The 6034-nt window shown below is 61.4% G+C and carries 5 protein-coding genes; all 5 read left to right on the top strand.

What is annotated here, in order from left to right; translation table 11 throughout:
• Positions 1-6: 6 nt before the first annotated feature.
• From HYT87_19655 to HYT87_19635, 5 genes are read left to right on the top strand one after another with little or no spacing between them, the layout of a single operon-like run.
• A complete protein-coding gene (locus tag HYT87_19655) occupies positions 7-2922 on the top strand; it encodes a pyruvate, phosphate dikinase (protein MBI2061962.1) in 2916 nt (971 codons plus the stop codon).
• 27 nt (positions 2923-2949) lie between these two features.
• Positions 2950-3462, top strand: a complete 513-nt coding sequence (rimI, locus tag HYT87_19650; GenBank protein ID MBI2061961.1) for a ribosomal protein S18-alanine N-acetyltransferase — start codon at positions 2950-2952, stop codon at positions 3460-3462.
• Positions 3459-4364, top strand: a complete 906-nt coding sequence (locus tag HYT87_19645) for a dihydroorotate dehydrogenase (GenBank protein ID MBI2061960.1) — start codon at positions 3459-3461, stop codon at positions 4362-4364. Before rimI ends, HYT87_19645 begins: the two co-directional genes overlap by 4 nt.
• A 12-nt stretch (positions 4365-4376) precedes the next feature.
• Positions 4377-4943 carry a gamma carbonic anhydrase family protein gene (locus tag HYT87_19640; GenBank protein ID MBI2061959.1) on the top strand — a complete coding sequence of 189 codons (567 nt, stop codon included), beginning with the start codon at positions 4377-4379 and terminating at the stop codon, positions 4941-4943.
• Positions 4944-4995: 52 nt separating this feature from the next.
• Positions 4996-5670 carry an acyloxyacyl hydrolase gene (locus HYT87_19635; protein ID MBI2061958.1) on the top strand — a complete coding sequence of 225 codons (675 nt, stop codon included), beginning with the start codon at positions 4996-4998 and terminating at the stop codon, positions 5668-5670.
• Positions 5671-6034 lie beyond the last annotated feature (364 nt).

Genomic DNA, 6034 nt, shown 5'->3' with positions numbered 1-6034 from the left:
GCGGGCATGGAGAAGCACAACGCCAAAGGCAACCGCTACGTTTACTTTTTCGGGAACGGGCGCGCCGACGGCGACGGCAAGATGAAAGACCTCCTGGGAGGCAAAGGAGCCGGTCTGGCGGAAATGACGAACCTCGGGATCCCCGTTCCCCCGGGCTTCACCATTTCCACCGACGCCTGCCGCGAATACAATACCTCCGGACGCAAACTCCCCAGAAAAATTCACGAGGAATGCCTGGCCGGGCTGAAGCGGCTCGAACGCGCCTGCGGACGGCGTCTCGGCGACGAAAAAGATCCCCTCCTCGTCTCCGTACGATCGGGAGCGAAATTCTCCATGCCGGGCATGATGGACACGATCCTGAATCTCGGACTGAACGATCGAACGGCATTGGGGCTGATCGGCCAGACGAAAGACGAGCGGTTCGTGTGGGACTCCTCCCGTCGGTTCATCGCCATGTATTCCGACGTCGTGCTCAAGATCGAGAAAAAGAAATTCGAGGAAAAACTCGCCGAGATGAAGAGGAAATTCGGCCGCGCGCAGGACGTGGAGCTGACCGCGGAGGAAATGAAGGACGTGGTGAAGGAGTTCAAAGCGTTGGTGGTCCGGGAAACGGGGAAGGAGTTCCCGCAGGATCCGCTCCAGCAGCTTTGCCTCGCCCGCGATGCCGTCTTCGATTCGTGGAACAATGACCGGGCGATCTTCTATAGGAAGCAATACGGAATTCCAGACGATATCGGCACCGGAGTGAACATCCAAGCCATGGTCTTCGGAAACAAGGGATACACCTCCGCCACCGGAGTCGGCTTCACGCGCAATCCGGCCACCGGCGCCAATGAGTTCTACGGAGAATACCTCGTGAATGCACAGGGGGAGGACGTGGTGGCCGGCATCCGCACCCCGCGGCCCATCCGCCACCTCAAGGAGGACATGCCGAAGGCATTCAAGAAACTTCGGGAAGTGACGTTGCGGCTGGAAAGGCATTTCCGCGACATTCAGGATTTCGAATTCACCATCGAGCAGGGCAAGCTTTTCCTCCTCCAGACGCGCACGGGGAAACGCACCGGGCTCGCCGCCGTGAAGGTGGCCGTGGATATGGCCAAGAAGCGCCTGATCAATAAGGAAGAAGCCCTCATGCGCGTCGATGGCGAGCAACTCGCCCAATATCTATTTCCCGTATTCGATCCCTCCAAGGAATCTTCCGCCGCCGTCCTGGGCAAGGGCCTTCCGGCCGGTCCGGGCGCGGCCACCGGATTGATCGCCCTCACGCCGGAAAAGGCCGTGGAGATGGCGCGAAACGGCGAGCGGGCGATTCTCGTCCGCACCGAGACGAGTCCCGACGACATCCACGGGATGAGCGCCGCGGCCGGAATCCTGACGGGAAAAGGTGGAATGACCTCCCACGCCGCCGTGGTCGCCCGCCAAATGGGCAAGGTCTGCGTGGCCGGATGCGGTACGCTGGAGATCAACGAAGTTTCCCGTCTCGCACGGTTTGGGGGCCGCACCCTTCCGGAGGGCAGCCCCATCTCGCTCAATGGGTTCGTTGGATGCGTATACGAAGGCGAAGTGGCCGTCGTCCCGTCGGAAGTCATTCAAGTCATCCAGAATCAACTCAGCTCCCGCGATTCAGAGCGCTTCCGATATTTCTCCACGCTCCTGAAGTGGGCGGATGAAGTTCGCCGCCTCCGCATCCGCGCGAATGCGGACATCCCGGACCAGGCCGAAATCGCCAAGGGGTTCGGCGCCGAGGGCATCGGCCTCTGTCGCACGGAACACATGTTCTTCGCGGAGGACCGCATCCCCATCATGCAAAGGATGATTCTCGCCCGGACGAAGGAAGACCGCGTCCAGGCCCTCCATCAGCTCCTTCCCCTTCAGCGAAATGATTTCATCGGCCTTTTCCAAATCATGAGAGGATATCCGGTCACGATCCGCCTGCTCGATCCTCCCCTCCACGAGTTTCTTCCCAAGCGGGAGGAATTGATGGTGGAACTCGCCCGGATGGAAATCCGCGGGAACGGGGCTGACATGGAGGCCAAACGCCGCCTGCTGAACCGCGTCGAGGAACTGCACGAGTTCAACCCCATGCTCGGCTTCCGAGGTTGCCGGCTCGGCATCCTCTACCCCGAAATCACCGAAATGCAGGCGCGCGCCATTTTCGAGGCCGCCTGCACCGTGGCCAAGCAGAACGTCAAGGTGGTCCCTGAAATCATGGTTCCACTGGTGGGCTTGGACCAGGAAATGAAAGCGCAGAAACTTCTCATTCACCGGGTGGCCGAAGAAGTCATGAAGAAGGAAAACCTGCGGCTCAAGTACAGTGTGGGCACGATGATCGAACTCCCGCGTGCGGCCGTAACGGCGGACCAGATCGCGCGCGAAGCGGAGTTCTTCTCCTTCGGCACCAACGATCTCACGCAGACGACTTTCGGTTTCTCACGCGACGATTCGGGCCGCTTCATCGCTCACTACCTCAACAGCGCCAATATCTGCGTGCAATGCGGGTCGAACCAACTGGATCGGGCGGCCGCCGTCTGCAAAGTATGCCGACAACCCGTCGAAGTGCCGGGCCGAAACATCCTCGAACACGATCCGTTCAGCTCTCTGGACCAGCTCGGGGTCGGGGCGCTCGTGAAACTCGGTGTGGCGAAGGGCCGCTCGGCCCGTCCGGAACTGAAAACCGGTGTGTGCGGGGAGCACGGGGGCGACCCGCGGTCCATCCATTTCTTCCATGATGCGGGCTTGGACTATGTCTCCTGCTCGCCCTATCGCGTGCCGATCGCTCGGTTGGCCGCCGCCCAAGCGGCCATCACCGCGAAACGCACCCAAGCGGGCCCGGTTCGCTCGCCCGCGGGGGTGACGAATGGAAATCGAATGAAAACCGCGCGTCGGCTGAACGGCAAGGGGACCGCCCGAGCGCGGCGATAAGAACCCACCCCTCTCGTCACCCGCCGAATGAGCGTCCTGCGCGCCCCCCATCGCGGCGACAAACTGGTCAGCACGCTCATCACTTCGATGAAGGAGGACGATCTCCCCGAAGTCCTGGACATCGAGAGGGAATCCTTCCCCACTCCCTGGCCGCAATCTTTTTTCAGAGCGGAAATGAGAAACCCCCTGGCCCGTTCGTATGTTTTGAAGGCTCATTTCGAGGACGGCGGGAAGTGCGTGGGCTACCTCTGCTCCTGGTTCATCCACAACGAACTCCATATCCTGAATCTTGCCGTCGGATCGGATTTCCGCCGGCTCGGATTCGGTCTGAGACTCCTCACCCACGTCCTCCATTTGGCCGTCGAAACGGGGCTGACCCTTGCCACGCTGGAGGCCCGGCCCTCCAACACACCGGCTCTCAATCTCTATCGGAAGCTCGGATTCCGCGCCGTGGGCGTGCGCCCGAACTACTACTACGACACGCGCGAAGATGCCGTGGCCCTTCTGCTGGATCTTCCGCAACGAACCGTGAACCCGTGAATCGTGAAACCGTGAATCAGAGCCCTCACGCGGGCTCACGGAGTCACGGGATCACGGGATCACGAATCGTCATCGGTCCCCTCTCCCTCCCCAACCCCGTCATCATCGCCTCCGGCATCGCCGCGAACGGGGAATTCCTGCCCGACTTTTTCGACGTCCGACTCCTCGGCGGTTTCGTCACCAAGGGGATCACGCTTCAGCCGCGTCCGGGCAATCCCCCCCCCCGCGTCGCCTGCGTACCGGGAGGGATGGTCAACTCGATCGGACTCCAGAACATCGGCATCGAGGCTTTCCTCCGGGATCGCTGGCCCGCCCTGCGGGAATGGGGCATTCCGATCATCGCCAACGTCTACGGCTTCAGTCCGGCCGAATATGAAGAACTCACCTCGCGACTCGAATCGGCCGACGAATTGGCGGCCATAGAAGTCAATCTCTCCTGTCCGAATGTCCAAGGTGGGGGGCGAGAGGTCGGCGAAGACCCGGAAGCGGCCGCACAACTCATTCGGCAGGTGCGAACACGGACGAAGAAAACCATCATCGCCAAGCTCGCGCCCGGAGATCCCAGACTGGTGGACGTGGCGCGCGCCATCGAGGGAGCCGGCGCGGACGCCATCTGCCTCGGCAATACGCTGCGCATCCGGCCGGTCGATGAAGCCGGACGGCCCGTTGTGGGCAACGAATTCGGCGGCCTCTCGGGACCTGCGCTCAAACCCCTCGTGCTCAAGCACCTCAAGGAAATCGGGAGTTCCCTTCGCATCCCCATCATCGCCACCGGCGGCGTTCGGCGCGCGGCCGATGTCCGTGACTACCTGTCCGCTGGGGCCGTCGCCGTCGAAATCGGCACCGCCAACTTGTTCGACCCCCGCATCGCCGCCAAGATTGCCCAGGATCTCGCAGCGTAAACCCTCGCTGACATGCCGATTCTCCCCTACAAACATTGGATCCCGAAAGTCCCGGAGGGCGTCTTTGTCGCCCCCAATGCCTACGTCATCGGCAATGTGGAGTTGGGAAGCGACACCGGCATCTGGTTCGGGGTGACCATCCGCGGCGACGTGAACGCCATCGCCATCGGGGCGCGCACGAACATCCAGGACGGAACGGTGATTCACGCGACGAAGGATCTGTGGACGACTCGCGTCGGCGCGAACGTCACGGTAGGTCATGCCGCCGTGATTCATGGATGCACCATCGCAGACAACGTCCTTGTCGGCATGCGCTCTGTCGTTCTGGATGGAGCCGAGATCGGCGAATACTGTTTCATCGCCGCGGGCGCCCTCGTCACTCCCGGAACCAAGATTCCGCCCCGCAGCCTCGTCATGGGCATGCCCGCCAAGGTCGTCCGCCCCCTCAAGCCGTCGGAAATCCAGCAGATCGATCACAGCGCCACAAGCTACATCCGCTACGCTAAGGACTACTTAGAGCGTCTAACAGAATGCGTAGGGGAGGGTCTTCAGACCCTCCCGCCAAGAGGGAGCATCTGAAGATGCTCCCCTACGAATCGGCATTCTGTTAGAGGCCCATAGAAACCACACGATGGCGCTGCCAACTAGCGTCAAGTCACTCACCTTGTCCGTGCTCCTTCTTCTGGCGGACATCCGGCCGGCCCGGGCCTTCGACGCGCTGAATCCGCTGGGCGAGCCGAAGCTCGTCCTGCTGGGGTTCCCGGCATTCGCGGCATCGCTTTACTTCACGGAGACGGACCCTTCGGACCGCGACCGCGGATCGGGCGATCTCCGATCGCGCTCATGGTTCATCTCGTCGCAAGCCGGATATTTCCGAAGCCACGGGGGACGGGAAACGGATGTGGCCGACGCGCGGAGCGCCTTCGGTTTTCACTTTCGCCGCTGGCTCTGCGCCGGCATGGAGTTCAATCTCACCGGCTTCCGCGACGACGAGGTGCGCACGGCGGGCCTCGGCGGGAACATTTTCACTCGATGGCAGTTGCCGATCGGCGAGAAGTGGACCCCCTTCCTGGAAACCGGCATCGGCATGATCTTCACCGCTGACGTTTTTCCACCCGGCGGCACCAAGGTCAACTTCACTCCGCTCTACGGCGTAGGATTCTTGTTTCGCCGGTTCGATGACGCGTACTTCTTCGGATCCCTGCGCCACCTTCACATCTCGAACGGCGCGCTTATCGCCGGCGACTCCCGCAACCCCGGCTTCGACTCCCTCGGCGCCACCCTCGGCTGGCAGTTCCAGTTCTGATTCGGCTCTGTCCGCACTAAGCTCGACTTTTGCCATTTTTCCATGCTGTGTGAACATCACTTCACAAGGGAAGGCCATTTCCACGCCGTGAATTTTGAGAAAGTAGGGGAGCATCTTCAGATGCTCCCTCTTGTCCTTGCCTCCTCGTAGGGGAGCACCTTCAGGTGCTCCCTCTTGGTTGCTCCCCCTTGTCGGGAGGGTCTGAAGACCCTCCCCTACGCATCATGACCAAACATAAACCTTTCAAAGAATGGCAAAAGTCGAGCTCAGAGCCTCTGACAGAATGCCTCCTCGTAGGGGAGCACCTTCAGGTGCTCCCTCTTGGTTGCTCCCTCTTGTCGGGAGGGTCTGAAGACCCTCCCCT

This window comes from Nitrospirota bacterium, assembly GCA_016180645.1.
In the GTDB taxonomy this organism is placed as follows: domain Bacteria; phylum JACPQY01; class JACPQY01; order JACPQY01; family JACPQY01; genus JACPAV01.
This window is presented reverse-complemented; position numbering and strand designations above follow the sequence as displayed.